This window comes from Streptomyces kanasensis, assembly GCF_043077165.1.
Classification (GTDB): Bacteria; Actinomycetota; Actinomycetes; order Streptomycetales; family Streptomycetaceae; genus Streptomyces; species Streptomyces changanensis.
Genome location: NZ_JBIBSF010000008.1, coordinates 28704 through 54052 on the forward strand (window position 1 = coordinate 28704; position 25349 = coordinate 54052).

Annotated in this window: 19 protein-coding genes; 8 read left to right on the forward strand and 11 right to left on the reverse strand. The window is 73.3% G+C overall.

All coding sequences use genetic code 11. The features are described 5' to 3' along the window. Positions 1-147 precede the first annotated feature (147 nt). From ACF053_RS20270 to ACF053_RS20285, 4 genes are all read right to left on the reverse strand, one after another. Entirely contained in the window at positions 148-1467 is a 1320-nt protein-coding gene (locus ACF053_RS20270; protein WP_391955165.1) for a hypothetical protein, read from the reverse strand. Positions 1468-1914: 447 nt separating this feature from the next. After that, entirely contained in the window at positions 1915-3156 is a 1242-nt protein-coding gene (locus tag ACF053_RS20275; RefSeq protein WP_391955166.1) for an RNA polymerase sigma factor, read from the reverse strand. Positions 3157-3172: 16 nt separating this feature from the next. Further along, positions 3173-3535 carry a YciI family protein gene (locus ACF053_RS20280; RefSeq protein ID WP_391955167.1) on the reverse strand — a complete coding sequence of 121 codons (363 nt, stop codon included), beginning with the start codon at positions 3533-3535 and terminating at the stop codon, positions 3173-3175. A gap of 248 nt (positions 3536-3783) precedes the next feature. Beyond that, on the reverse strand, positions 3784-6141 hold the full coding sequence (locus ACF053_RS20285) for an MMPL family transporter (RefSeq protein WP_391955168.1): 2358 nt from the start codon (positions 6139-6141) through the stop codon (positions 3784-3786). A gap of 400 nt (positions 6142-6541) precedes the next feature. On the opposite strand from ACF053_RS20285, the gene ACF053_RS20290 reads away from it, so the two are divergent. Together ACF053_RS20290 and ACF053_RS20295 are read left to right on the forward strand one after the other, a co-directional pair. Continuing rightward, complete coding sequence (locus ACF053_RS20290; RefSeq protein WP_058941407.1) at positions 6542-8071, forward strand: helix-turn-helix domain-containing protein; 1530 nt, start codon at positions 6542-6544, stop codon at positions 8069-8071. Between the two features lie 274 nt (positions 8072-8345). Further along, a complete protein-coding gene (locus tag ACF053_RS20295; protein ID WP_058941408.1) occupies positions 8346-8546 on the forward strand; it encodes a cold-shock protein in 201 nt (66 codons plus the stop codon). 331 nt (positions 8547-8877) lie between these two features. Here the strand turns inward: ACF053_RS20295 and ACF053_RS20300 are convergent, their stop codons facing one another. Continuing rightward, entirely contained in the window at positions 8878-9720 is an 843-nt protein-coding gene (locus ACF053_RS20300; protein WP_391955169.1) for an SGNH/GDSL hydrolase family protein, read from the reverse strand. After that, on the reverse strand, positions 9707-10276 hold the full coding sequence (locus ACF053_RS20305; protein WP_391955170.1) for a PadR family transcriptional regulator: 570 nt from the start codon (positions 10274-10276) through the stop codon (positions 9707-9709). The genes ACF053_RS20300 and ACF053_RS20305 overlap by 14 nt, the downstream gene beginning before the upstream one ends. A gap of 1203 nt (positions 10277-11479) precedes the next feature. Between ACF053_RS20305 and ACF053_RS20310 the strand changes: the two genes are divergently transcribed. The 6 genes from ACF053_RS20310 to ACF053_RS20335 all read left to right on the forward strand — a co-directional run bounded on the left by ACF053_RS20310 (position 11480) and on the right by ACF053_RS20335 (position 18925). After that, positions 11480-13033 carry a pectate lyase family protein gene (locus ACF053_RS20310; RefSeq protein ID WP_391955171.1) on the forward strand — a complete coding sequence of 518 codons (1554 nt, stop codon included), beginning with the start codon at positions 11480-11482 and terminating at the stop codon, positions 13031-13033. 519 nt (positions 13034-13552) lie between these two features. After that, positions 13553-14626 (forward strand): AraC family transcriptional regulator, encoded by a 1074-nt coding sequence (locus tag ACF053_RS20315; protein ID WP_391955172.1) that lies wholly within the window; start codon positions 13553-13555, stop codon positions 14624-14626. 891 nt (positions 14627-15517) lie between these two features. Next, complete coding sequence (locus ACF053_RS20320) at positions 15518-16036, forward strand: toxin-antitoxin system HicB family antitoxin (RefSeq protein WP_391955173.1); 519 nt, start codon at positions 15518-15520, stop codon at positions 16034-16036. A gap of 81 nt (positions 16037-16117) precedes the next feature. Then, a complete protein-coding gene (locus ACF053_RS20325) occupies positions 16118-16960 on the forward strand; it encodes a DUF4097 family beta strand repeat-containing protein (RefSeq protein ID WP_391955174.1) in 843 nt (280 codons plus the stop codon). Positions 16961-17111: 151 nt separating this feature from the next. Next, the gene (locus tag ACF053_RS20330) at positions 17112-18137 is read left to right on the forward strand and encodes an ATP-binding cassette domain-containing protein (RefSeq protein ID WP_391955175.1); all 1026 of its coding nucleotides are present in this window, start codon (positions 17112-17114) and stop codon (positions 18135-18137) included. Then, positions 18134-18925 carry an ABC transporter permease gene (locus tag ACF053_RS20335; RefSeq protein ID WP_391955176.1) on the forward strand — a complete coding sequence of 264 codons (792 nt, stop codon included), beginning with the start codon at positions 18134-18136 and terminating at the stop codon, positions 18923-18925. Before ACF053_RS20330 ends, ACF053_RS20335 begins: the two co-directional genes overlap by 4 nt. Before the next feature lie 165 nt (positions 18926-19090). Here ACF053_RS20335 and ACF053_RS20340 read toward each other — a convergent pair whose 3' ends face one another. The 5 genes from ACF053_RS20340 to ACF053_RS20360 form a co-directional block, all read right to left on the reverse strand. After that, entirely contained in the window at positions 19091-20719 is a 1629-nt protein-coding gene (locus ACF053_RS20340) for a flavin-containing monooxygenase (protein WP_391955177.1), read from the reverse strand. 136 nt (positions 20720-20855) lie between these two features. Beyond that, positions 20856-21491 (reverse strand): phenazine biosynthesis FMN-dependent oxidase PhzG, encoded by a 636-nt coding sequence (gene phzG, locus ACF053_RS20345; RefSeq protein ID WP_391955178.1) that lies wholly within the window; start codon positions 21489-21491, stop codon positions 20856-20858. 26 nt (positions 21492-21517) lie between these two features. Next, positions 21518-22381, reverse strand: a complete 864-nt coding sequence (locus ACF053_RS20350) for a PhzF family phenazine biosynthesis protein (protein WP_391955179.1) — start codon at positions 22379-22381, stop codon at positions 21518-21520. Continuing rightward, complete coding sequence (locus ACF053_RS20355) at positions 22381-24471, reverse strand: anthranilate synthase family protein (RefSeq protein ID WP_391955180.1); 2091 nt, start codon at positions 24469-24471, stop codon at positions 22381-22383. Before ACF053_RS20355 ends, ACF053_RS20350 begins: the two co-directional genes overlap by 1 nt. Beyond that, complete coding sequence (locus ACF053_RS20360; RefSeq protein WP_391955181.1) at positions 24468-25091, reverse strand: isochorismatase family protein; 624 nt, start codon at positions 25089-25091, stop codon at positions 24468-24470. Before ACF053_RS20360 ends, ACF053_RS20355 begins: the two co-directional genes overlap by 4 nt. Between the last annotated feature and the right edge of the window lie 258 nt (positions 25092-25349).

Sequence of the window (25349 nt, forward strand, 5' to 3'; positions counted from 1 at the left end):
TGGCCCCGTCCGTCCGGCGACCCGTGGTGGCCCACGAGCCCCGCGGTCGGGCGGCCTGTGCGGCGGACGGCCCGTCGCGGGGCTCGTGGGCCGCGGGTGGGGGTGCCGGGGGCGGCGCGGAGCTCCGGGTCGTGTCGTACGCCGTCGTCAGGAGGCGGCGCCGGGCGCCCTGCCGGGGCGCTCCGTTGAGTGGGCCACTGCCGCGCCGCCCGCCACCGTCAGGTGGAGGCGGCCCGTCAGCACCCGGACCCGTCGGTGCAGCGCCGCCGGGTTGAGGCGGTCGTGGGTGTCGGCGAGGATCGCCTTGTCCTCCGCGCTCACCGCGGGGTGGCGTGCGGTGCGCCGCAGCGGGGTGGCCGTGTCGTACTCCTTGCGCCGCCGGCCGTCCGGGCCGGTCACCCGTACCGAGTGCTGCTGCGGGGAGAAGTGGTTCGTCAGCTGTGACAGCGTCGCCCAGATCCGGTTGAGCAGCAGGGCCTGCGCGCGGGTGTCGTAGCGGTGGCCGGCGGTGACGGCGTGCAGCGTGCTCCAGTTCTTCTGCCCGACGTGGTGGTTCCCGGCCCGGGAGGGGCGGGCGCGGGTGAGGGTGACCCGGCGCTGCTCGCACCACCTCAGCAGCATCTCCCCGGTCCGGGCGTCGACGTGGGCGCCGGACTCGACGCCGAGGACCGGGAAGGGGAGCGTCCCGGCGATCTCGTCCAGCGCGTACGGCAGCCAGTTGACGGCGCGGACGGTGCGGTTCTCGGACCAGCCGGTGGCGATGTCGGTCGCGGACACCGTCAGGAGGTGGCCGCCCCGCTCCCCACGCGCGTCCCGCTCCGGCTCCCGGTGCCCGTCGCGCTCGCCGCCGTCGTGGTGGACGACCGCGACCTCCAGGAAGCCGGGCCTGGAGTGGTCCCACTCCGCGAAGGTGAGCAGGGGCGGTTCGTCCCGCAGCAGCGAACCGGGCCGGATGCGTGCGACCGGGACCGGCTCGCGGGACCGGCGGCGCAGCGGCGCCAGACGGCGGTCGATCGTCGCGGCGGACATCCCCGTCAGGAGCGCCGCGGTCTCGTCGTCGACGGCCAGCTCACCGTGACGGCGCAGTACGGGCACCAGCTCGGGCAGGACCGGCGCGAGCCGCTTGCCCGCGGGCATGTCGAGGATCGTCCAGCAGAAGGTGAGCGCGGCGACGACGTCCGCGTCGTAGGGGGTCCGGCCGCCCCGCGCGGGCCTGGCCGGCCGGGGGCGGGAGGCGTCCAGCAGCGCGCGGCGCGCGTGGCTGCGGTGCCATCCCGTGGCGGCGCACACCCGGTCGAGGATCCGTGACTTCTCCTGCTTGCCGGCGCGGGCGTACCGGGTGGCGTACGCGTGGGTCAGCGCCCGGCGTTCGGCGAGGGTGACGGCCCGCCCGGCGGGTGGTGCGGCGGGCGCGGCGGGCTCCTCCGTCGCGGAAGCCGCGGCGGAGGCTCCGCGCGTCGGGGACACCGGGGTGGGTGGCGGGGCGGGACGGGGTCCCGCGGGGCGGGGCTCGGTGGAACGGGGTTCCCCGGAGCGGGGTTCCCGGGCGGGCCGGGGCGCGGCGGCCGATCCGGCAGCCCGGCCCCCCGGTCCGGCGGCCGGCTCCCCGGTGCGCCGCCCACCGGTGTTCGGCTCCCCGGCACGCGGCTCCCCGGCGGACGGCCGACCGCTGGGCTGTGGGGCGGGCGCGGCGGTGGGGCCGCCGCCGACGGAACGCAGCGGCACCCGCGCCGGGACCCGTTCCCGGGGCGGTGGCGCTGCTGCCGGGCGTGTGTGCGTACGGGCCTCGGTCCTGACGGGGACCACGGCTTCGGCCGAGCTGGTCAACGCTCCCCCATACGGCTGGGGCCTCCCTCTGAGGCTCCTCACCCGTACGTCGGACGAGCGGACGCCCGGATCGACAATCCGGTGCGATCAGTCGCCGAGTTCTTCCAGACGCGACTCCAGGAACTCCCGCTCGACGGCGTTCTCGGTGACCCGCAGCGCCTCGCGGTAGGCGGTCCGCGCCTCGCCGGCGCGCCCCAGCCGCCGCAGGAAGTCGGCGCGGGCGGCGGCGAGGTACTGGTAACCGGCCAGCTGCCGTTCCGCGACCAGCTCGTCGAGCGCGGCCAGGCCGGCGGCGGGCCCCCGCGCCTGGCCGACGGCGATGGCCCGGTTGAGCGCCACGACGGGCGACGGCCACACGCTCAGCATCGTGTCGTACAGGTCGACGATGCGGGGCCAGTCGGTGGCCTCCCAGTCGGGGGCGCGCGCGTGGACGGCGGCGACGGCGGCCATGAGCGCGTACCGCGTGGGCGGCCGGTGCCGCAGGGCGGTCGCGGCCAGCCGTAGCCCCTCCTGGATCTGCGCGGCGTCCCAGCGCGTGCGGTCCTGCTCGGAGAGCGGCGCGAGGGAGCCGTCGGGGAGGGTGCGGGTGTGCCGCCGGGCGTCGGTGAGCAGGATGAGCGCCAGCAGCCCGGCCGGCCCGGACCTGCCGGGCAGCAGCCGGTGCAGGACGCGGGCGAGGTGCTCGGCGCGTTCGACCAGGTCGCGGCGTTGGAGCCGGTCGCCGGACGGGGCGGTGTGGCCGGTGCTGAAGACGAGGTGGACGACGTCGAGGACGGCGTCCACGCGTGCGGGCAGCTCCTCGGGCGGCGGCTCCCGGTACGGGATGCGGGCCGCCTTGATCTTCTTCTTGCCGCGGGTGATGCGGGCGGCCATCGCCGGTTCGGAGACGAGCAGCGCGCGGGCGGTCTCCGCGGTGGACAGGCCGCACACCAGCCGCAGGGTGAGGCCGACGCGGGTGTCGACGTCGAGCGACGGGTGGCAGCAGGTGAAGATCAGCCGCAGCCGGTCGTCCGGGATGTCCCGGCCCGCGATGTCCTGGTCGGCGGGGGGCGCGGTGTCGTCCTCGGCGAGCAGCGGCAGCTTGCCGCGCAGGGTGTCGCGGCGGCGGACGACGTCCACGGCTCGGCGCCGGGCGACGGTGGTGAGCCACGCCTCGGGCCGGTCCGGTACGCCGTCGCCGGCCCACTGCGTGAGCGCCTGGGCGTACGCCTCCTGCACGCACTCCTCGGCCAGGTCGAGGTCGCGGGTGACGCGTACGGTCGCGGCGAGCACGAAGCCCCACTGCCGGCGGTGGGCGTCGGCGACCACCGACGCGACGGTCGCGTCCACAGGGGGGTGGTCGATGTCAGGCGTCCGGCGTCGGACGGACGGGGCGGATCGGGCGGACCTCGACGCCCCCGTGCGGTACGGGGACCTGTCCGGCGACGGCGAGCGCCTCGTCCAGGTCGGCGGCCTCGACGAGGAAGTACCCGGCGACGACCTCCTTGGACTCGACGAACGCGCCGTCGCTGATCCGCACGCCACCGTCGGCGTCCCGCCGGGCGGACACGGCCGCGGAGGTCGGCGCCAGCCGCCGGCCCTCGCGCACCCGGGTGGCGTTGCGCGCCATGAACCGCTGGAAGTCGTCGACGAGCGCGGCGTCGGCCGCCGGCTCCAGGGCACTCGTCCGCGCCTCGTCCTCGTAGATCAACAGCAAGTACTCTGCCACCGCTCCGTGCCCTTCGCTGCCCCCGGCAACCGCCCGCTCACGGTACAACACCGGGCGTGCGGACCGTCGTCGGCGGAAAGCGCGACGACACCGCCCCTTTCTCCCACCCGGCGGCGGGGGCGGGGCCGGAGATCACAGGATCTTCACCGGTGGGCGCGTCGTGGGGCGCGGCAGCCCCCGGGCCCCGGCCCCGCGACGACGCGCACGTCATGCCGTGCCGAGGCGGGGCCGCGGGGCGAACGGGTGGCTCAGCGGTCGTCGGTCCGTACGGTCCCGTCGGTACGGGCGGCCCCGGTGGCGGGGTCTGCGGTGGGCGCCGGGGCCCCGGCGGTCGCGTGCCGGCCGGCCGGTGGGGCCGGGTGCGCCTCCTCCGTGAGGCCGACGCGGGCGTGCAGCCGACTCAGCGCGGGCGGGGCCCACCAGTTGAAGCGACCCATCAGCCGCATCATCGCCGGGGCGAGCAGACAGCGGACGACGACGGCGTCCACCAGGACGGTCAGGGCGAGCCCGAGGCCGAAGAGCTGCATGAACGACACCTTGGACACGCCCATGCCGATCAGGACGATGGCCATGAGGAGGGCGGCGGCGGTGAAGACGCGACCGGTCCTGGCGACGCCCATCGCGACGGCGTGCGTGTTGTCCTCGGTGGTGGTACCGCCGGACGCGAGCCACTCCTCGCGGATGCGGGAGAGCAGGAACACCTCGTAGTCCATCGACAGCCCGAACGCCAGACAGAACATCAGGACCGGGATGTTGGCGACGAGGTAGCCGGTCGGCGTGAAGCCGAGGAGGCCGGAGAGGTGGCCCTCCTGGAAGACCCAGACCATCGCGCCGAACGCGGCGGCGAGCGACAGCGTGTTCATCAGCAGCGCCTTCACGGGCAGCACCACGCTGCCCGTGAAGAGGAACAGCAGCACGAACATGGTGAGCGCGATGAGCGCGGCCGCGTACGGCAGCGGCCCGGTGAGGGCGTCCAGCACGTCCTGGTTCTCGGCCGCGGCGCCGCCGAAGAGCGCCTCGCCCGGTCCGCTCACGTCACGCAGGGCGGCCAGCAGCCGCTCGCCGTCGTCGGAGTACGGGTCGACGGCGGTGCCGACGCGGACGACGGCGCCGGCGTCGTTCACCATCCCGGCCGCGGCGGGGCCGACCTGCGCCCCGTCGGCGAAGGTGCCGCCGCCGCTCACGACGGTCGACACGCCGTCGACACGGGAGAGCGCCGTGGCGTACGGGGCGAGTTCGCGGGCGCCGCCGTCGAAGCCGGGCAGCACGACGGTCATCGAGGCGGCGGCGTCCTGGGCGAAATCCTCCCTCAGCAGGTCGCCGACCTGGCGGCTCTCGGCGGCGGACGCGGCGATCACCCGGTCGTCGGGGTACCCCCACTTGGACGACAGGAAGGGCGCGCCGAGCACCAGCAGACCGACGGTGGTGAGGACGGCGACGGGCACGGCGCGGCGCGTGACGGCCACGACCATCCGGTACCAGCGGCTCTCCTCCGGCGCGACCCACCTCGGCGGTTTCATCCCGAACCAGCGGCGCAGCGGGACGCGCATGTCGTACCTGTCGACGCGGTGGCCGAGCAGGGTGAGGGCCGCGGGCAGCACCAGGACGGCGGCGAGGGCCGCGGCGAGCACGACGGCGACGCCGACGTACGCGAACGACTTGAGGAAGAACATCGGGAAGACGATGAGCGCGGCGAGCGCGAGCGCCACCGTCACCGCGGAGAACATGACGGTGCGGCCGGCCGTCTGGACGGTGCGCAGGACCGCGGCGGGGACGTCGAGGCCGTTGCGCAGCTCCTCGCGGAACCGGCTCACCATGAAGAGGCTGTAGTCGATGCCGAGGGCGAGCCCGAGCACGGTGGTCATGTTGAGGGCGTAGATGGACACGTCCGCGAAGGTGGTGACCAGGCGCAGGATGGCGAGCGTCGTCACGATGGAGACGGCGCCGATGAGCAGCGGCAGGCCGGCGGCGACGAGGCTGCCGAAGACGACGACGAGCACGATGAGGGAGATGGGGAAGGCCACGGCTTCGCCGATGGTGGCGTCCCGGGTGACCTGACTCTCCATCTCGGCGGTGAGCGGGCCGTAGCCGCCGACGCGCACGGTGACCCCGTCCGGCCGCGGAAGGTCCGCCTTCACCCGCTCCGCGATCTTCGGCAGGTCGGTGTCGCCGGCGTCGATGCGCGCCATGACGAGACCGCTGGCGCCGTCCTCGCTGCGCAGCGCTGCCCCGGCCTCCGGCCCGAGGGTCCAGTAGGACTGCACGCCCTCGATGTCGTCGCGCGCGTCCATCCACTCCGTGATCCGCGCGCCCGCGCGGCGCGCCGCGGCGCTGTCGACGCCCGCCCTCGCGGCGGCCCCGGCACCCGCGTCCGCCCCGGCGCCGGTCGTCACGGCGACGATGAGGTTGGGCTGGGCGCCGTCGAAGTGCTCGTTGACGAGCTTCGCGGCACGGGCCGACTCGGAGTCCGGCGAGGTGTACCCGCCGGCCTTCAGCCGGTCCGTCACCGACGCGCCGAAGACGCCGCAGAAGACCACGACCAGTAGCGCGCCGACGAGAACCCATTTCGGCCGATTGATGGCGAGACGGGCAAGTCGGGTCAACATCGTTGTATCCCTACCGGGTTTCCCCTGGCATGTTGCTTGTGGTGATGTTCCGGCATAACTTAGGTCGCTTGCCGTCCGTGAACCACGGGTGCGTTGCCGCACGGGATGCGCTTGTGAACGCGTGACGCCCGCCCGCCTCACCGGCCCCTCCGCGCCGCTCCCCGGCGGCACCCCTCGGCACCACCCCCGAAGGCCATCCGTCCGATTCGGGCAACTTCGGGGGTTTTCCGAGAGAAGTCGGCGAAGCGGGGTACCCAGGGAGGGGTGACGCGGCCTCATCCGCCGCCGGTGGCCAACCGGCGCCCGGTGCACAGGTCCTGACATGCGCTGATACGTCCCGCTGACGCGGATGGCGCAGCCCAACGAGAAGGCCATCTCATATCTGAGATAGCCTGCCTCTATGGCAGACGACTACCTCGTACGCATCGGCAAGCTCATCCGTGACGCCCGCCAGCACCGTGGCTGGACACAGACGCAGCTCGCCGAGGCGCTGGCCACCAGCCAGAGCGCCGTCAACCGCATCGAGCGCGGGAACCAGAACATCAGCCTTGAGATGATCGCCCGGATCGGCGAGGCACTCGACAGTGAGATCGTGTCCCTGGGCTACGCCGGACCCATGCACCTCCGGGTGGTCGGTGGCCGCCGCCTCTCCGGCGCCATCGACGTCAAGACGAGCAAGAACGCCTGCGTGGCCCTGCTGTGCGCCTCCCTGCTGAACAAGGGCCGTACCGTCCTGCGCCGCGTCGCACGGATCGAGGAGGTCTACCGGCTGCTGGAGGTCCTCAGCTCCATCGGCGTCCGTGCCCGCTGGATCAACGACGGCCGCGACCTGGAGATCGCGCCGCCCGCCGAGCTGAACATGGAGGCGATCGACGCGGACGCGGCCCGCCGCACGCGCTCGATCATCATGTTCCTCGGGCCACTGCTGCACCGCGTGCACTCCTTCAAGCTGCCCTACGCCGGCGGCTGCGACCTCGGCACGCGCACCATCGAGCCGCACATGATCGCCCTGCGCCGGTTCGGTCTCGACATCACGGCCACCGAGGGCCTGTACCACGCCCAGGTCGACCCGTCGGTCTCCCCGGACCGCCCCATCGTCCTGACCGAGCGCGGCGACACCGTCACCGAGAACGCGCTGCTGGCCGCCGCGCGCCACGACGGCACCACCGTCATCCGCAACGCGTCCTCCAACTACATGGTCCAGGACCTCTGCTTCTTCCTGGAGGCCCTGGGCGTACGCGTCGACGGCATCGGGACCACGACCCTCACCGTCCACGGCGTCCCCCACATCGACGTGGACGTCGACTACTCCCCCTCCGAGGACCCGGTCGAGGCGATGAGCCTGCTGGCCGCGGCCGTGGTGACGGAGTCGGAGCTGACGATCCGCCGCGTCCCCATCGAGTTCCTGGAGATCGAGCTCGCGGTCCTGGAGGAGATGGGCCTGGACCACGACCGCTCCACCGAGTACACCGCGGACAACGGCCGCACCCGGCTCGTGGACCTGACCGTGCGCCCCTCCAAGCTGGAGGCGCCCATCGACAAGATCCACCCCATGCCGTTCCCGGGACTGAACATCGACAACGTCCCGTTCTTCGCGGCCATCGCCGCCTCCGCACAGGGTCAGACCCTCATCCACGACTGGGTCTACGACAACCGCGCCATCTACCTGACGGACCTCAACCGGCTCGGCGGCCGCCTCCAGCTCCTGGACCCGCACCGCGTCCTGGTGGAGGGCCCCACGCGCTGGCGCGCCGCCGAGATGATGTGCCCGCCCGCCCTGCGCCCCGCCGTGGTGGTCCTCCTGGCCATGATGGCCGCCGAGGGCACCTCCGTCCTGCGCAACGTCTACGTCATCAACCGCGGCTACGAGGACCTCGCCGAGCGCCTCAACTCGGTCGGCGCCCAGATCGAGATCTTCCGCGACATCTGACGGACGGCGCCGCCCCGCCCGACCTGTGGTGAAACGGGTCGGGCGGCGCTCCGGTCGACGGGGGACCTCGCCGCGACCACCGGGCCCGCACCGCCGGAGGAGCGGCGGAGGAGCGGCGGAACGGCCGCCCGGCGGACCGTGACGGGCAACGGCGTGTCGTCCGTAGGATGATCCGGCCGAAGCGGGGTAGAACCGCTGTGGCTCCTGATTCAGCAGGGGCCGGGGCACGTCCGACCCTGGGCTGCTCCGTGCATGAGCGAAGGACGAATTCGGTATGGCCAGCGGCACCGTGAAGTGGTTCAACTCCGAGAAGGGTTTCGGGTTCATCGAGCAGGAAGGCGGCCCGGACGTCTTCGCCCACTACTCCGAGATCCAGGGCAACGGGTATCGCGAGCTGACCGAGGGCGAGCGCGTCACGTTCGACGTCGGCCAGGGACCGAAGGGGCCGCAGGCGCAGAACATCGTCCGAGGCTGAGCTCCTCCGGACCGATCCCGGGGCAATGAAGGGCCGCGACACGCGTCGCGGCCCTTTTCGGCGTGGCAGCCGTCGCGGCCCTTTTCGGCGTGAGACCCGTCGATTCGACCGTGGCACCCGTCGAGCGGGGGGCTCGTCCCCCGGCATGGGCACCGCCCCGCCGCCCGCGTGGCTGCCGTCCGCAGCCCGGGCCGGCGCGGACCCCGCCCTTCGACACGATCACCGGGGTCCGGACAGCCGGGGGACGCGGGGTCTCTTCCGGCGCGTGGTGACGCGTCGCGCCACCGCGGATCCCCGCGTCCGGGGGCGGAGCCCGGGGCCGATGCCGTCGCTACGGACCCTCCCGTCGTCCGGTGCCCGCCGAGGAGTCGGGGGTGACGCTCGGGCAGGAGCCGGGGGTGACGCTCACGGGCAGGAGCCGGGGGCGTTTCGCGGTACGGCCGTCGCCGGAGGACCGACCCCGCAGACGGCGTCCCAGCCAGGGGCCGAGGAAGGTGGCCGCCCAGCGCAGTTCGGCTCCTGCGGCGTGCCAGCCCGTGGCGACCCTCTGCGGCGGGAGGGGGCGCGTCCAGGCGTCGTCGCTTCCGGGCAGGCGGATGGCCTGGGCGAGGGCCGCGGCTATCCGTTCGTGGCCGAGGGAGCTGGCGTGGAGCCGGTCCGCGGTCCACATGCGCGGGTCGGTGGTGACGGCGTGCCGATCCGTTTCGACGACCGTGACCCCGTGACGGGCGGCCGCGGCGCGGATGCGGGTGTTGAGGTCGGACAAGCGGGACCTGACGGGCCGGGCAAGGGGCGCGATCTTCCCGAAGTCGGGGAAGGCCAGCGTCACCACGTGGGTCCCGGCAGCCGTGAGCGCGGCGAACATCTCCTCCACGTGCCCGGCCACCTCCGCGGCGTCGTACCGGGGCCGGAGCAGGTCGTTGACTCCGGCGACGACCGTGGCCAGGTCGGGGCGCAGGGCCAGGGCAGGCCCCAACTGCTCCGCGCGGACCTGGCCGGCGGTACGTCCTCGGACGGCCAGATTGGCGTACCGCACACCGGGGTTGACCGCTGCGAGGTGCTCGGCGAACCGGTCGGCGAAGCCGCACAGGCCGACGGTGTCGTCCCCGTCGCCCAACCCCTCGGTCTGGCTGTCGCCCAGGGCGACGTAGCGCGCGTACTCACCGCTCGGCACGGGCCGTCCGCCTTTCCCGCAGGACGGCGGCGATCCGCAGGCACCAGTCCCGGTGGCCCTGCTCGAAGGCGAGGCCGCGCAGGCCGGTCAGGTACGGCCCGATCCGCTCGCCCCGGCGCAGGAACTCCTCTTCGTCCGCATCGCCGCGCATGTGCCGCAGCAGCTTGCCGAGGAGCTCGATCTTGCCCTCGGCCACGCAGGCGCGCTCTTCGAGCTGCTCGATCACCGACGCGGTACCGATGCGGTCGGCGACCTGGACCTTGACCAGCAGGTCGTCGCGGATGGACGAGGGCTTCGACGCGGCCGCGGCGAACTCCTCCAACACGGCGCGGCCCGCGTCGGTGACGTGGAACAGCCGCTTGTTGGGCCGGGTCTCCTGGACCACCTGCCGACCCGCGACCAGCCCTTCCTTCTCCAGCCTGGCCAGCTCGGCGTACAGCTGCTGGGGCAGTGCGTGCCAGAAGTTCGCGACGCCGACGTCGAACGCCTTCGCCAGCTGGTACCCGCTGTACTCACCGTCCAGCAGCGCCGCCAGCACGGCATGCCGCAAGGCCATCGGAGGCACCCCCTTTCTTCGTCCTCCGCCGGATCATACTCAAGAAAATGACTAATCACCTCCTTGAGTAACAAAGGTCCGGGTACGGGCACGGATACGGGTCCGGGTCCGGGTCCGGGTACGGGTTCGGGTTCGGATACGGGTCCTCGGACGCGATCTCCGAGACCGGCTCGCCGAGCGGGGTGGGCGATCGTCACCCCGGCCGCCCGTGAGTCCAGGCCGTCCTGGGGCGCCGTCACCACCTCCACCGAACGGTGGTTCCTCACGGCTGCGGCGACGGACGATCGGGACGGCGGCCTGGCGGGCGAGGCCGGGACGGGCTGGGAGCGGGAGTTCACCGCCGGGCAGCCGACAGAGGCCGTCGCGGTGGACGCCCTCATGACGACCGGCCAGGCCGAGTGGAACGGCACCCCGAAGACGTACGTCACGGACAAAGTTCGACCGCCAGAACCTCGCCGTCTGGACCAGCTCGCCCCCTCGCGGCGCACGGCGGCGGCGCGGCGCGCCGGATCCGGGGCACCCCGGAACCGACCCTCACCGTCCGCAGCACGGCCCCTGCCACGACCCTGGTGGCCTACCTGTTCGACGTCCACCCCGACGACACCGCCCGCATCATCACCCACGAGCCGCTCACCCTCACCGACCTGGTCCCCGACCGGGACCGCGGCGCCACCTGGCAGCTGCAGGCCGCCGGTCACGACCTGCCCGGGGACCACCGGCTCAGGCGGCCGGATCGGCAGCATCAGCGGGACGCCCCCCTGTCGGCGCCCCGGGGAGCGGACGGTGCGGCGCCGGGGGGTGGGACGCGGCAGGGTCGCGGGGGCGGTGCGTGGGGGGCGAGGGTCCATCGCAGGACGCTCCAACGGCGCTCGTCATCCGTCAGTTCAATCGGGTGTCGCGGCATGGCGGGCGGGCTGCGCTGGATCGTATGGGCAGAGCAGCGGAGGATGTCGGACACGACCGGCGCGTATGCGTATCTGAATGCCGGTCAGCATGGCGTCCCCCGAGCGCCTCCGGGGAACTGCCATTCCCGTTTCTGAACCAACCGGTGCGCGGAACCTTGTCACTCCAGTAGGCGGACCCTATTCTCGCGGCCAGAAAGCGCTTTCCCGCGTCATCCGCCGTCGCCCGGCCGAGCCGACGGTGGCGAGCGGCGCCGCCATCGCGGCGCCGTCGGCAGGTGAGGACGAAAGGGCAGCCACCATGAGACGAAGGGTCGGACTACGACTCTGCACGGCGCTGGCCACCGTGGCCATCGCGGGCGCCGCGGGCGCGGTTCTGCCGATGCCGAAAGCGTCGGCGGCAGTCGCCGGCGCGACCGGCTACGCGAGTCAGAACGGCGGGACCACGGGCGGGGCGGGTGGGCAGACGGTACGGGCGACCACGGGAACCGCGATCCACGCGGCACTGTGCGGCCGGGCCAGCAGCAGCACCCCCATCATCATCCAGGTGGAGGGGAGGATCGACCACGCCAACACCAGCAAGGTGTCGGGCGGCAGCTGCAGCACCGCCGACGGAGTGATCGAACTCAAGCAGGTCAGCAACGTCACCCTTCTCGGGGTCGGAAGCGGAGCCGTCTTCGACCAACTGGGCATCCACATCCGCGACTCCCGCAACATCATCATCCAGAACGTGACCGTGCGGAACGTCAAGAAGTCGGGCTCCCCCACTTCCAACGGCGGTGACGCCATCGGCATGGAGAGCAACGTACGCAACGTCTGGGTCGACCACGTCACCCTGGAGGCTTCGGGCGGCGAGGCGGAGGGTTACGACGGCCTCTTCGACATGAAGGACAACACGCAGTACGTCACGCTGTCCTACAGCACCCTGCGCAACTCCGGCCGTGGCGGCCTCATCGGCTCGAGCGAGACCGACACCTCCAACGGCTACGTCACGTTCCACCACAACCTGTACGAGAACATCGACTCCCGTGCTCCGCTGCTGCGCGGGGGCGTCGCCCACCTCTACAACAACCACTACAAGAGCCTCAACGACTCGGGCATCAACTCACGGGCCGGGGCCCGCGCCAAGGTGGACGGCAACTACTTCGAGGACTCCAAGGACGTCCTCGGAACCTTCTACACCGACGCGGCGGGGTACTGGCAGGTCAGCGGCAACATCTTCGACAACGTGACGTGGTCCCCCCGCGGCGGCGAACACAACCCCGCCGGGCCCGACCCGCAATCCAACACCACCGTCGGCATCCCGTACGCCTACGACCTGGACGCCGCCGGCTGCGTACCGGACGTCGTGAGCCGTACGGCAGGCGCCGACAAGGGCCTGCGGGTGTCGGACGGCAACTGCTCACCCCAGACGCCGACCCCGACCCCGACGCCGACCGCGAGCCCGACGCCCACGCCCACGCCCACGCCCACGCCCACGCCGCCCACCGGTACCAATCTCAGCATCGGGGCCGGCTCCGACGGATCCAGCAAGGCTGACGGCACGAGCTACGGCAACGTGCGGGACGGCACCCTGAGCACCTACTGGTCACCGACCGGCTCGACCGGTTCCGTCTCGATCAAGTGGAACTCCCCCACCGCGGTCTCCCGTGTGCACATACGGGAGGCGGCCGGATCCGCCGGCAGCATCGGCTCCTGGAGGCTGGTCAACGCCGACACCGGCGCCGTCCTGGCCTCCGGCAGCGGAGCGGGCGTCATCTCCTTCGCGCGGACGTCGCTGCAGAAGATCACCTTTGAGATCACCAGCTCCACCGGTACGCCGAAGGTCGCCGAGTACGAGACCTACGCCGGGTGACAGCCCCCTGCCACCCGCCCGTCCGGGTCCGTCATCGCCGGACCCGGACGCCGGCGGCTCTGCCTGCGGATCGGGACGCGCCCGACCCGTGCCCGCCGCGTCCGCCGTCACGACGCAGCCATGCGTGGCCACCGGGATCGTCGTCGGTGGGGTACGCGCGCACGGCCGTCCCCGCCGCCGCACCCGTTGCCGTGCCGACCGTCAGGGCGACCGCGGCGGGACCGACACCACGGCCTTCGCCGAGCGCTGGTGAACCGGATGCACTCGCACGCTCCTCCCGCTCTCCGAGGAGGCAGGCGTGCAAGGCCGTACCCGACGGCCATCCCGTGGCGCCCCCCCGTGGCGCCACGGACGTCCCCGCCTGTCGCGATGAGCATGGGCCAGACGCGCTCAGCTGGGGAAACCGTCGGATGCGGACAGTCGTCGACGCTACAAGCCCGACGGCGCGTCGAGCGGGACACCATGCGCCACACAGGGGACCTCGGGCGCCACGGCGCCGGGAAGCTATGCTCCGTCCCCGTGGTCCCACCTGCGCACCAGGGCACGATGTCCTCCGCCCTCACCCGTCTGAGCGTCAAGGCCGCACGCCTGCTCGGCACACCCCCGCACGGATACGCGCACCTACTGGGTCTGGCCTCCGAGCACCTCAACGACGACCTGTGCCGCATTCCCGCGACCACGGGCAACCGCATCGCGGAACTGACCACCGCCCATACCCCGTGGCCAGAGCTGTCCGTGGTGCTGGCGGAGCAGTCGAGGATCGGCACGCTCGGGGTCTGGGACTACCTGATCACCTCCGCGGCCACCCCGCTCGAAGGGATCCAAGACGCCTCGACCTACTTCGCCGCCGTCGCCGACGTCGGCACGGACACCCTCGACATCGCGGAGAACGGCGAACACGTCACCGTCAGCCACGTCAACCAGGCCGAGCTGACCCACGAGGCGGCCTGCGCCGTCCGCGCGTACGCACTCGGCCTGTACCAGCGGCGTCTCAGCGAAGCCGCACAACGCAGTCTCGTGCCCCTCCGCGTCACCCTGGCCGCCAGTGCCCCCCGCCGGCACGACGTCCTGACCGAGCTGTACGGCACCCACGCCATCGACTTCGAGGCACCGACCAGCTCGATCACCTTCCTCGCCGCCGACCTGAAGGCCCCGACACCCCACGCCCAGCCCGGCCTGTCGAGCGTGCTGCGAAGGCACGCCGAACAGAGCCTCGCCACCGCGGTTCCCCTGCACGGCTGGCTCGACCTCTTCCGCGCCGCCCTCGCATCCGTCCACCAGGAGAAGACGCCCACGCTGGCCACCGTCGCCCGACGCATGGGCGTCAGTACCAGAACCCTCCAGCGCCGCCTCGACGCACACGAGACCACATGGAGGAACGAGGTCGAGATCCTGCGCCGAGCCGACATCACCCGCATGCTCCACGACACCGACCTCACCGTCGACGCGATAGCCGCCCGAACCGGCTACGCCGACGCCCGCGCCCTGCGCCGCGCCGTCCACCGCTGGTACGGCACCACACCCGCGACCCTGCGCCGCACCGGCCGGTCTGCGGAGAGCGGCCGTTTCTCCCGGCCCGGTCCCACGGGCTGACAGCCTCGGGGCTGCGCCTTCCTCCACGGTCGGACGCCGAGCTTCCCGGTGGTGCCGGGGTCGAGGTCCGGGGGCACCGTCGAGGTCCGGGGGCACCGTCACGGGGTCGGCACCCGCCTTCGCCCGGACCCGGACGCAAGGGACGCTCACCGGTGCCGGACGCGACGGTGCTGCGCCGGACAGGGTCGGCGGTCGCCGAATCGCCGGGAGGGAGCGTGACGGGGCGGGCCGTTCGTCGCGGCCGGCGCCGGTGGTGATCTCGCCGCTGCCGACGAGGATGGTGACGCCACCGACGGGCTCCCGGTCCTCGTCCGGAAGCTCCGGCAGCGGGTGGCCTCCGACGCTGTGGAGGCGCGTGCCGCGGGCGTCGAGGTGCAGGCCCACGGCGCGCAGCCCCGTCGCCGCGGCGCCCTGGCCGGCGCTGACGCGGATTCCGGAGGGGCACGAGCCCGCCTCGGATCGGCGCCTCGGCCGCAGGCGCCTTGGCCACCCTCGCACCCTGGCCTGTGTGATCCGCGGCGGGGCGGGGCAACGCGCCGACCCGGACCGTACCTGACGCGGCCTTCCCGGGTGCGACGTCGCGCACGGTCACGGTCGGATCGGCCACCGGCGCCGCCGTCGCCGATCGGGCGTCGTCCCACGCGGGCGACGGGGGCCACAGCCCATGACCAGGGGCGTCACAAGCGAACGGATGCGTCTCAGGTGGCGCCACTGTGGCGCTGCGCGGTGCCACTCAGCGGCGCGAAGAGCACTCCGACGTCCATGGCGCCACCGGGTCCCAGCGTGACGTTACTACGTTTATGCAGGTCAGAGGCGTAGGCGCGTCGCACGCTCCGGCTGCCTGCCTCCTTCGCCTTGCGTGTGGCGCCACAGTGATGCCATGATGGCGTTATGGACCTCACCCCGTATGTCGACACCCTCCGCCGTGAGCTCGCGGTGGCCGCCGAAGCCGGCGGGGACGAAGCCCGCGAGCTGGCGGAGCGGCTCACCGCGCCCCTGGAGTCGGCGACCCGGCTGACCCTGCTGAACGTGCTCTCCGCCGCGATGGACGAGATCACCCGCGAGCTCGCCCCCGGCTCGGTCGACGTACGGCTGCGCGGTCTCGACCCCGACTTCGTGGTGACGCCGCCGCCCGCCGACGGCGGCACGCCCGCGGAACCGGCGGCCCCCGTCGAACAGCCCACCGGCGCGGCTCCGGCCGACGGCGACGAGGGCGGTACCGCCCGGGTCAACCTGCGGCTGCCGGCCCACCTCAAGGCACGCGCCGAGGAGGCCGCGACACGCGAGGGCCTGTCCCTCAACGCCTGGCTGGTGCGCGCCGTGTCGGCCTCGGTCGACGGCGGCACCGGGCCGCGTACGACGCAGAGGGCCCAGACCCTCGGACAGAGCTTCACGGGCTGGGTGCGCTGACCGCAGCCCCGCCCGCGCCACTTCACTCACACGCGCCCCACCAGCGCGGATATTCCGCAGACCCAGGAGGACGGGACAGTCATGCCTTCTTTCGACACCCCCGAAGCGATCAAGGCCACGGCGCACGTGGAGGCCGGTTCCCTCACGTTCACCGCGGGCGACCGGCTCGACACCGTCGTCGAGGTCCGGCCCCGCGACCCGAAGCGCGAGCTGGACGTGCGGGTGGCCGACCGGACGGAGGTCGCGTACGCGAACGGCGTACTGACCGTCAGGACGCCCAAGTCCCACCTCCTCGGCCGCACCGGCGTCGTCGACGTGACGGTCGGACTGCCCACCGGCTCGCACGTCGACATGTCCGGCGCCTGGACCCAGGTGCTGGGCGAGGGGCGGCTCGGCGAGGTCCACGTGAAGACCTCGTCCGGTGACGTCCGCCTCGACACGACCGGGCCGCTGCGGCTGACCGCGTCACACGGGTCCATCGCCGTCGACCGGGTGGAGGGCGCGGCCGAGATCACCACCAGCTCCGGCAGCATGCGCGTCGGGTTCGTCGACGGTCCCGCCGTCCTGAAGAACTCGCACGGCACCACGACCGTCGGCGCCGCGACCGGCGAGCTGCGGGTGAGCGGAGCGAACGGCGACATCGAGATCCGGCGCGCCGAGGACTCCGTCACCGCCACCACCGCCCACGGCACCCTGCGCCTGGGGGAGGTGGCGCGCGGCACCGCCCGGTTGGAGACCTCCTACGGCGCCATCGAGGTCGGCGTCCGCGAGGGCAGCGCCGCCTGGCTCGACGTCAGCTCGACGTCCGGGCAGGTCCGCAACACGCTCACCTCCTCCGGGGCCCCGCAGGAGGGCGAGGACACCGTCACGATCCGCGCCCGTACGCGGTACGGCAACATCGACGTCCGCCGCGCCAGGCCCTGACCCCGGCGGACCGGCCCCGCCGTACGACGCCCCGGCCACCCCGGGCCGCCCCGGCCGCTCCGGCCGCTCCGGCCGCTCCGGCCTCCGAGAACACCCCGACACCCGAGAACACCACGACCTCCGAACGGGAGGGCCCATGCCTTCTTCTGTCATGCCCACCTCAAGCTGCGGCGGTCGTCCGTCGCCGACCACCGGCCCCGCGGTCCGCGCCGTCGGCCTGCGCAAGTCGTACGGCGACAAGACCGTCCTCGACGGCATCGACCTGCACATCCCGGCCGGTTCCGTGTTCGCGCTGCTCGGGCCGAACGGCGCCGGCAAGACCACCGCCGTGAAGATCCTCTCCACGCTCGTCGCCGCCGACGGCGGGCGGGCCGAGGTCGCGGGCCACGACGTCGCCACGTCACCGGACGGGGTGCGGGCCGCGATCGGCGTCACCGGGCAGTTCTCGGCCGTCGACGGACTGATCACCGGCGAGGAGAACATGCTCCTGATGGCGGACCTGCACCACCTGCCCAAGCGCGAGGGGCGGCGGGTCACCGCCGAGCTGCTGGAGCGGTTCGACCTCGTCGACGCCGCGAGGAAGCCCGCCCAGAGCTACTCCGGAGGCATGAGGCGCCGCCTCGACATCGCCATGACCCTCGTCGGCGGACCGCGGATCATCTTCCTCGACGAACCGACCACCGGCCTCGACCCGCGCAGCCGCCACAACATGTGGCGGATCATCCGCGAACTCGTCTCCGACGGCGTCACCGTCTTCCTCACCACCCAGTACCTGGAGGAGGCCGACGAACTCGCCGACCGCATCGCGGTGCTGAACGACGGCAGGATCGCCGCCGAGGGGAGCGCCGACGAGCTGAAGCGGCTCATCCCGGGCGGGCACGTACGGCTCCGCTTCACCGACCCGTCCGCGTACCGGCACGCCGCCGCCACGCTGCGCGAGGCCACGACCGCCCGGGCCCCCGGTTCCGCTCCGGGCGCCGCCGTCGACGACGAGGCGCTGGCGCTGCAGATCCCCAGCGACGGCAGCCAGCGCGAGCTGCGCTCCCTGCTCGACTGGCTCGACTCGGCCGGCATCGAGGCGGACGAGCTGACCGTGCACACGCCCGACCTCGACGACGTGTTCTTCGCCCTGACCGGCTCCACCGTGCCCACCCAGCCCCACAAGGACGTCCGATGAGTTCCCTCTCCCTCGCCCTGCGCGACTCCTCCACGATGCTGCGGCGGAACCTGCTGCACGCGCGGCGCTACCCGTCGCTGACGCTGAACCTGCTGCTCACGCCGGTCGTCATGCTGCTGCTCTTCGTGTACGTCTTCGGCGACGTGATGAGCGCCGGCATCGGAGCCGGCGGGGCGGACCGCTCACGGTACGTCGCGTACCTCGTCCCGGGCATCCTGTTGCTGACCATCGGCGGCACCACGATCGGCAGCGCGGTGTCCGTCGCCACCGACATGACCGAGGGCATCATCGCCCGCTTCCGCACGATGGCGATCCACCGCGGGTCGGTGCTCGTCGGGCACGTCGTCGGCAGCGTGCTGCAGTGCGTGCTGAGCGTGGCCCTCGTCGGGGCCGTCGCGGTGGCCATCGGGTTCCGGGCGACGAACGCCACCGCGGTGGAGTGGATCGCGGCGTTCGGACTGCTCACGCTGTTCGCCCTGGCGCTCACCTGGATCGCGGTCGGCATGGGCCTGTCCAGCCCGAACGCCGAGGCCGCCGGCAACAACGCCATGCCGCTGATCTTCCTGCCGTTCGTCTCCAGCGCCTTCGTCCCGGTCGACGCGATGCCCGGCTGGTTCCAGCCGGTCGCCCAGTACCAGCCGTTCACACCGGCCATCGAGACCCTGCGCGGGCTGCTCCTGGGCAGCCCGATCGGCCACAACGGCTGGCTGGCCGTCGCCTGGTGCCTGGGCCTGGCCGCCCTCGGCTACGCCTGGTCCACGTCCCTCTTCGCCCGCGACCCGAAGTAGCGGGCGGAACGCCGGCCCCCAGCTCGTCCCGCCCCGGGCGGCGCACTCCGACACCACGTCGGCGTACGCCGCCCGGTCGGCGTTCCCCTCGACGCGCACGGCGCTACGCCGCCCGCCCCCCGTCCCCGCGGGCCGGCGCGGGCGGGGACGGGCGGCGGCGCAGGGTCAGGCGGGCACCGGGAGGGTGCGGGGGCTGTGGAGGGTGAAGCCCTCGTAGTCCGCGGCGGCCGTCTCGCGCAGACGGCGCCGGTACTCCGCCAGGCCGCCGAAGAAGAACATGACCGACCTCTTCTTGCCGGGGATGTTCGTCCCGAAGATCCACGAGTCGACCTGGGAGAAGAGGGAGTACGCGGCCGTCTCCTCGCAGGTGACCGTCCAGCCCGCCTCGGCCTCCGCGGTCGCCTCGATCGCGGTGGCGTCGCCGTCCTCCACGAGCCCGATCAGCTCCGCGATCCACTCGACGTGGGTCTCGATGCCGGGCGGGAGGTTGCTGAAGGCGCTGTTCGGGCCATACACCATGAACATGTTCGGGAAGCCGGAGACCGCGACGCCCAGGTAGCTGCTCGGGCCCTCCGCCCAGTGGCGCTGGATCGGTTCTCCGCCCCGGCCGCGGATGTCGATGACCTGGTAGCCGCCGTCCATGGCCTCGAAGCCCGTCGCGAAGACGAGGACGTCCAGCTCGTGCTCGACGCCGTCCTCGGTCACCACGCCCTTCGGGGTGATCTCCCTGATCGGGTTCTCCCGGACGCTGACCAGGGTGACGTTGTCCCGGTTGAACGCCTCGTAGTAGCCCTCGTTGCAGATGGGCCGCCGGGCGTAGTAGTCGGTCGGCGTCAGCTTCCGCGCGGTCTCCGGGTCCTTCACGATCTCCTTGATCTTCGAGCGGATGAACGCGGCCGCCGCCTCGTTCGCGGCCGGGTCGACCGCGATGTCGCCGAAGGTGCCGAACATGAAGCGGAAGCCGTTGCCGACGCGCCAGCCCTCCTCGAAGACGCGTCGGCGCTCCTCCTCGGAGACGCTCATGGCGGGCGTCTGGCTCTCCTCGAAGCCGCAGCCCACCCGGGAGTTGCGGACCTGGTCCCAGATCCGGTCGTAGTCGGCCTTGACGCCGGCCACGTACTCCTCCGTGACCGGCCCGTTGCCGGAGGGGACGACGTACTGCGGGGTGCGCTGGAACACCGTCAGGTGCCCGGCGGTGCGCGCCGCGGCGCAGACGAACTGGGTGCCGGTCGAGCCCGTGCCGACGACGCCGACCCGCTTGCCGTCGATGGTCAGGTCCTCGGGCCAGGCCCCGGTGTGCACCATGACGCCCTCGAAGGTGTCCCGCCCGGGTATGTCCGGGAGGTTCGTCTTCGACAGCGGGCCCAGGGCGGTGACCAGGTAGCGCGCCGTGTGGCTGCCGCCGTCCGTCGTGGTGACGGCCCACACGTCGCGGTCCTCGTCGTAGACGGCGGCGGTGACGCCGGTCTCCAGCTGGATGTCCCGGGCGAGGTCGTGGCGCTCCACCACGGCCTCCAGGTAGGCGAGGATCTCCGCCTGGGGGATGTAGCGGGTCTTCCAGTCCCACTCCTGGAGCATCTCCTTGTCGAAGGAGTACCGGTAGACGAACGCCTCGACGTCCGCCATCGCCCCCGGGTAGCGGTTCCAGTGCCAGGTGCCCCCGACGCCGCTGCCCTTCTCGAACGTGCGGACCCGCAGGCCCAGTTCGTCGCGCAGCTTGTGGGTCATGTAGATGCCCGCGAATCCGGCCCCCACGACGATCGCGTCGAAGTCCGTCCCGGTGTTGTCGCTCATGCGTCAGCCTCCCTGTGTGTGTCACGCCCGTACGGGCTGTTCGTGCGCGGGCCGTATGTCCGCGGACCGCTCCCGCGCGGGCGGTGCGCTCGTCCCGCGGTGGCCCGTGCGCCGGCCGTCCGCGGGTCGGGGGCGTTCACGGCTGGAGCCGTACGGCCCGCCAGCCGGCCGGGGCGCTGTCGTAGCGCAGCCGCCGGTGCAGCCGGTCGGCGGCGGCGCACCAGAACTCGACCGCTTCCGGCCGCAGCCGGTATCCGACGAACCGCTCGGGTCGCGGCAGCGGCGAGCCGTCCGCGGCCAGCCGGTCGGCCTCACGGCGCAGACCCTCGACGTCGGTGAGCGGGTCGCTCTGCCGGGACGCCGTCGACATCGCGTGCAGCGGTACGGGCCGCGCCGCCCACAGCCGGTCCGCCTCGGCGCCGTCCAGGACGTCCACCGGGCCGGAGACGATCAGCTGCCGGCCCGTCTCGCGCCAGTAGAAGAGCCCCGACGCCCACCCCGTCCCGGCGATCTCGCGGCCCTTGCGGCTGGTGCTGTGGCTGGTGAAGAGCAGGCCCTCGGCGAAGACGTCGAGGACGGCGACGGTCCGGTTGGAGGCGCGGCCCCGGGCGTCGGCCGTGGCGAGGGCGAGGGCGAGCGGCTCGCGCACCCCCGCCTCCACGGCACCGGAAACCCACGCCCGCACCAGCCCCATCGGTTCGCCGGGCGGCGCGTCGTACTCCGGGAACGGGTCGTCGACCGCTCCGGTCAGGCTCTCGAACTGGCTGCTCACTTCTCCCCCAGGGCGACGGTGGTCGGTCAGACGTGGATCGTGCCGCGTGCGAAGGGCACGCCGGCCCCGGCGACGCGCACCGAGGTCACGCGGTCCCCCTCGCCCTCCGCGAAGGCGCGCATCAGGGCGTGCCGGCCCATCTCGACGCCCTGGTGGACGTCGATCCAGCGGCCGTACGCGGCGCGGCCGTGGCGGGCGAGGTGGACGGCGAGCGGGCCCGCCGCCGAGCCGGTCGCGGCGTCCTCGGTGACGCCGTAGGCCGGGGAGAACATCCGGGTGCGCCAGGTCGTCCCCGAGCCGGCGAAGCAGTTGGTCGCCATGTCCGGGAAGGCGGCCAGCGCCCGGTGGTCGGGGTCGACGCGTGACAGCGCCTCGACGCTCCCCAGCCCGACGAAGACGTGCCGCGGGCCGTTGGTGTAGATCTCGACGGGCAGCTCCGGTACGGGCACGCCGAGGGCGGCCAGCAGTTCCTCGGTGCGGTCGAACTCCCGCCAGGTGGGGATCGGCTGCTCCATCCGGGCCGTCAGCGCTCCCCCGGCGGGCCGTTCCAGCTCGAAGGCGATGACGCCCATCGCCGTCTCCAGGCGGAGCCGGTCCCCCGGGTGGGCCTCACCGAGCGCGACGGCGGTGCCGAGGAGCGGATGGCCGGCGAACGGCAGTTCGTTGACGGGGGTGAAGATGCGGATGTGGGCGTCGCCGCCCCGCTTCGGCGCGAGGACGAAGGTCACCTCGGAGAGGTTCATCTCCTGGGCGATGCTCTGCATCCGCTCGGCGGGGATGTCGTCGGCGTCGAAGAAGACGGCGACGGGGTTGCCCCGCAGGGGGGTGTCGGTGAACGCGTCGATCACCACGTACCGGTGGGTCGTGCCGAGCACGCCGGCAGACGTCATCAGGTCATCGCCCTTTCGATGAGGGAGCCGAGGATGCGCGGCCCGTTCTGGGTGAGCACCGACTCCGCGTGGAACTGGATCGAGGAGAAGCGCGGCCCGCGCAGCGCGTGGACCTCGCCGGTCTCCGGGTCGCGGCAGACCTGTACCGGACCGACGCCGTCGACCTGCCGGGTCTCCGCCTCGGCGCGCGCGGCGAAGGTGTTGTAGAACCCGACGCGCTCGGCAGTGCCGAACAGGTCGATCCGCTTCTGCAGGCCCTGGTTGGGCGTGGCGCGGCGGCGGATCGGGAAGCCGAGGCGGGTGGCGAGGACCTGGTGGCTGAGGCAGACCGCCAGGAACGGGCGCCGCGCCGCGAGCAGCGCCCCGGCCGCGGCGTCCAGGGCGGCGATCTTCGGGTGGCCGGCGGCGCGCGGGTCGCCGGGGCCGGGGCCGAGGACGACGAGGTCGTACCCGTCGAGCGGCGGGACGGCGTCCCAGCGGCACACCGTCACCGCCGTTCCCAGCGTGCGGAGTTGGTGGTCGAGCATCGAGGTGAAGGTGTCCTCGGCGTCGACGACGAGGGTCTTGCGGCCGACGAGGCGGGCCGCGTGGCGCATCGGGCCGGTGGCGGCGGACCCCGTGGCGGGGCCGGCGGTGGAGGAGGCGGCGGGCCCGGCCGGGGTGGCCGTGGCGGCTCGGGTCGAGGGGGCGGGCGCGGCGGTGGGCGCGGGCGCGGCGCCCTCGGGGGCCGCGCCGGCGGTCGTGTCCGTGCCGAGCCAGAAGGCCGCGATGGTGGCGTTGCGCCGCTCCAGCGCGCCGCGGACGTCCGGGTGGTCGGCGAGCCGGGCCGGGCCGCCGCCGGACAGCGCGGCGAGGAGCCCGGAGACCTTGGCGCGGGTCTCGGCGACCTCGGAGAGCGGGTCGGAGTGGCGGACGAGGGTGGCGCCGACGCCGATGCGGGCCCGGCCGGCCGCGTCGATGTCGGCGGTGCGGATGAGGATCGCCGAGTCGAGGGTGCGGCGGTCCGCCGCGTCGCGGCCGACGAGGGCGAGGACACCGCTGTAGTAGCCGCGGCCGCCCCGCTCGTGCCGCCCGATGACCCGGCAGGCGCTCTCCAGGGGGCTGCCCGTGACGGTGGGCGCGAACATCGTCTCGCGGAGCACGTCCCGGACGTCGCCGTCGCAGGTGCCCTCGATGACGTACTCGGTGTGGGCGAGCCGCGCCATCTCCTTGAGCCGCGGCCCGACGACGCGGACGCCCGGCTCGCAGATGCGCGCCATCATCTTGAGCTCCTCGTCGAGGACCATGTAGAGCTCGTCGGACTCCTTGCGGTCGGCGAGGAAGTCCATCACCCCGGGCAGGGTCGGTCCGGACGGCGGGTAGCGGTAGGTGCCGCTGATGGGGTTCATCGTGGCGACGCCGCCGGACAGGGTGAGGTGGCGCTCCGGGGTGGCGCCGACGAACGTCCGCGTGCCGGTGTGGACGACGAACGTCCAGTACGCGTTCGACTCCACCTCCAGCAGGCGCCGGAAGAACGTCAGGGCGCTGCGGGGCGTGTAGTCGTCGATGTCGGTGACGAAGGACCGCTTGATGACGAAGTTGGCGCCCTCGCCCTCGCCGATCTCCTCCTTGACCACCCGGCGCACGGTCTCGGCGTAGTCGTCGTCGGCCACGTCGAAGTGACCGCCGGAGACGGTCACGGGCACGTCCGGGAAACGGTCGAGGACCTCCGCGGTCGGCACCGACCGCTGGTCTCGCACCGTCATCGCGAGCAGCGGCGCGCCGTCGTCGACGCAGTCGAAGCCGCGCTCGCGGATCTGCCGGTACGGGACGAGGACGAGCACGTCGTGGCGCGGCCCGGGCTGCGCCGACGCCGTGCCGCCGTGGCCGTGCCCGGGGTCGCAGGCGGGACCGGAACCGGAGCCGGGGAGCGGGATGTGGGCCAGGTCCGCCACCGGGGTGACGTCACCGACGAGGACGTCCAGGGCCCCCGGGCCGTTCGCCTCCGGCCGGTGGAGCAGCGCGAAGGCGGGCGGCCGCTCCCCGAGGACGGCGTCGAGCAGTTCGGCGGTGGTCGGCCGCGGCGGCGGCGCGGCGTGCGGGCCGGTCACGCGAACACCTCCTTCGAGGCCAGGACGACCGCGCAGCGGCCGGCTGCGTAGGTGAGCGCCATCCGGTGGTGGGCCGCGTCGAAGTCGGCGACGGCGTCCCCGACGAGGAACGTGCGGATGTCGTGGGTGAAGGCGTCGACGGCCGTCATGAGGACGCCGACGTGCGCGTACACGCCGCACAGGACGAGCTGGTCGCGGCCTTCCGCGCGCATGCGCTCCAGCAGGCCGGAGCGGAAGAAGGCGCTGTAGCGGAGCTTGTCGAGCATCCAGTCGCCGGGGGCGGGCGCGAGCGCGTCGACGACCCGGCGGTCCTCGGGGGTGGCGCGCATGCCGGGCCCCCAGAAGTCCTTGAGCAGACCGCGCACCTCGTCGCTCATGTCGCCCCGCTGGGTGGTGTAGGCGACCGGGACGCCGAGGGCGGCGGCGCGGTCGCGGACCTGGGCGGCGTTCGCCACCACCTCGGCGCGCAGGGTGGCCGGCAGGGGCGCGAGGAAGTACCGCTGCATGTCGTGGACGAGGACGACGGCGCGGGCGGGGTCGAGGGTCCAGCGGGCGGTGTTGGCCGGGAGTTCGCCCGCCGTGGGCAGGGGGTAGGGCTCGATGGCCGGGATACCGGGCATGGTCTTCTCTCCTGGTCAGGTCGCGCGGAGGGGTCGCCTGGAGGGGTCGCCTGAAGAGGTCCGGGCAGGGCCGGGGCACGCAGGGCCGGGGGTGCGGCACCCGGGGGCCGAGGGTCGGGGGTCGGGGGTCCCTCGGGTCGGGGGTCGGGGGTCCCTCGGGTCGGCGCCCGGTCGGGCCTCGGAACCTGGCGTCCGAACGGGTCGCCGGGTGGCGGCACCCGGTCGGGTGGTGTGGTGTGGGGTCGCGTCGGGTTCGGC

Excerpts from the sequence above, each read along its gene's own strand:
- ACF053_RS20285 (WP_391955168.1), bottom strand. The coding sequence starts at position 6,141 with ATGTTGACCCGACTTGCCCGTCTCGCCATCAATCGGCCGAAATGGGTT.
- ACF053_RS20290 (WP_058941407.1), top strand. The coding sequence starts at position 6,542 with ATGGCAGACGACTACCTCGTACGCATCGGCAAGCTCATCCGTGACGCC.
- ACF053_RS20295 (WP_058941408.1), top strand. The coding sequence starts at position 8,346 with ATGGCCAGCGGCACCGTGAAGTGGTTCAACTCCGAGAAGGGTTTCGGG.
- ACF053_RS20305 (WP_391955170.1), bottom strand. The coding sequence starts at position 10,276 with ATGGCCTTGCGGCATGCCGTGCTGGCGGCGCTGCTGGACGGTGAGTAC.
- ACF053_RS20310 (WP_391955171.1), top strand. The coding sequence starts at position 11,480 with ATGAGACGAAGGGTCGGACTACGACTCTGCACGGCGCTGGCCACCGTG.
- ACF053_RS20320 (WP_391955173.1), top strand. The coding sequence starts at position 15,518 with ATGGACCTCACCCCGTATGTCGACACCCTCCGCCGTGAGCTCGCGGTG.
- ACF053_RS20325 (WP_391955174.1), top strand. The coding sequence starts at position 16,118 with ATGCCTTCTTTCGACACCCCCGAAGCGATCAAGGCCACGGCGCACGTG.
- ACF053_RS20330 (WP_391955175.1), top strand. The coding sequence starts at position 17,112 with ATGCCCACCTCAAGCTGCGGCGGTCGTCCGTCGCCGACCACCGGCCCC.
- ACF053_RS20335 (WP_391955176.1), top strand. The coding sequence starts at position 18,134 with ATGAGTTCCCTCTCCCTCGCCCTGCGCGACTCCTCCACGATGCTGCGG.
- ACF053_RS20340 (WP_391955177.1), bottom strand. The coding sequence starts at position 20,719 with ATGAGCGACAACACCGGGACGGACTTCGACGCGATCGTCGTGGGGGCC.
- ACF053_RS20350 (WP_391955179.1), bottom strand. The coding sequence starts at position 22,381 with ATGACGTCTGCCGGCGTGCTCGGCACGACCCACCGGTACGTGGTGATC.
- ACF053_RS20360 (WP_391955181.1), bottom strand. The coding sequence starts at position 25,091 with ATGCCCGGTATCCCGGCCATCGAGCCCTACCCCCTGCCCACGGCGGGC.